1 protein-coding gene is annotated in these 565 nt (G+C 61.6%); it reads right to left on the bottom strand.

Annotated features, from left to right (window positions below):
• Nucleotides 1-35: 35 nt before the first annotated feature.
• Nucleotides 36-565 (bottom strand): sensor domain-containing protein (locus A5692_RS00835; protein WP_068051138.1); only part of this gene is annotated, 530 nt, incomplete at its 5' end.

Raw genomic sequence — 565 nt, 5'->3', positions numbered from 1 at the left:
CGGAGCCTGCACAAAGTATTCCGATTCTCCCGGGTCTATCGGGGTATCTTCTCCGACATCTTGTCCAGAATTGTCGCGGTGGCCGGAGCGCCATTGCCGTATTGGCACACCTGCGCAGTGATGATCACATTGTTCTTCGCGCGCGCCACGTTGGGGCAGATCCAACCGGTGGGCTTCCCGTCCTGCAGTTCCGTCGCGGTCCACGTCAGATCCTTGCCGGCGGCGTCGGTCTTTTGGAATCTCCATCGATATTTGCCGCTCAGGTGGATGACGGCATTGCTGCAGGCGTCGAGACGCTTGGCAAAAGCGTTGCCAAGCAACACCGTCGCTGCTTTGGAATCGACGACCGTCGCAACGGCTTGACGGACCGCATGCTCGTACGTGTCCTTGTCCTCTTTGTAGAGATTGCTCCGCCACGCGGTGTAAGCCACCCCCACCGAGTACGTGTCTGGCGCGATCAGCGGTTCGCACTCGGGGTCACCCTCGTCGGCGAAGGCGGCCACGGGCGGGGAGGTCGCGCCGGGCGGAGGTTTGGACGCCCAGTTGAGTTTCGCACCGACAATCT

This window comes from Mycobacterium sp. E342 (genome assembly GCF_001667665.1).
Classification (GTDB): Bacteria; Actinomycetota; Actinomycetes; order Mycobacteriales; family Mycobacteriaceae; genus Mycobacterium.
Note: the sequence above shows the minus strand (reverse complement) of the source record. Positions and strands in the feature narration are given on the sequence as shown.